The 542-nt window shown below is 60.3% G+C and carries 1 protein-coding gene; it reads left to right on the top strand.

Annotated elements, in window-relative coordinates; translation table 11 throughout:
* On the top strand, nucleotides 1-459 hold a 459-nt coding region (locus AC1DY5_RS58190), incomplete at its 5' end, for a hypothetical protein (RefSeq protein WP_478123122.1).
* Between the last annotated feature and the right edge of the window lie 83 nt (nucleotides 460-542).

The following is a 542-nucleotide window of genomic DNA, read 5'->3' as shown; positions in this document are numbered from 1 at the left end:
CGACCTGTCTGGCCATCGGCTTGCGCTTGCAGTTCTCCCGCCGCCACATGCGGCGCAAGGGCTCGCACTCCCTGTCAACGATGGGAATATTGCTGTTTCCTCTCGGAACGATCTATTTCGATCGAAGAAAAATCCAGGGAGGATTTGATGAGCAGCACTTGTGCAAGGCTGGGCTGCGCCCTTTTCATCCTGCTGTCCTCGGCAGGCCACGCGGCGCAGATCGGCGCAGGAGACGTTTCCGGCACGCGCTACCAAGAAGTGACGATCGCTCCGTACGTGCTGCAGTGGACCGGCGATTCGGACTGTAAGTACGCCTTCATGCTCGGATACGAGCGCGGCGCGTACGACGACCCTCTGTGGGGCGTCTCCATTTTCCGAAACTCGTTCGGTGATCCCTGTGCCTACGTCTTCCACGCTTTCGCTACGACGGCCTGTTCGACAACCCGTCGGTCTTCGTGAAGCTCACCGGCGGCGTTCTGTACGGGTACAAGGGCCGATACGAGAACAAGGTCCCCTTCAATCACGACGGCTGGGGCCTGGCG

The organism is Variovorax sp. P4_D9, assembly GCF_056401695.1.
The sequence above is the reverse complement of the archived record's forward strand: the minus strand, read 5'-3'. Positions and strand labels throughout refer to the sequence as shown.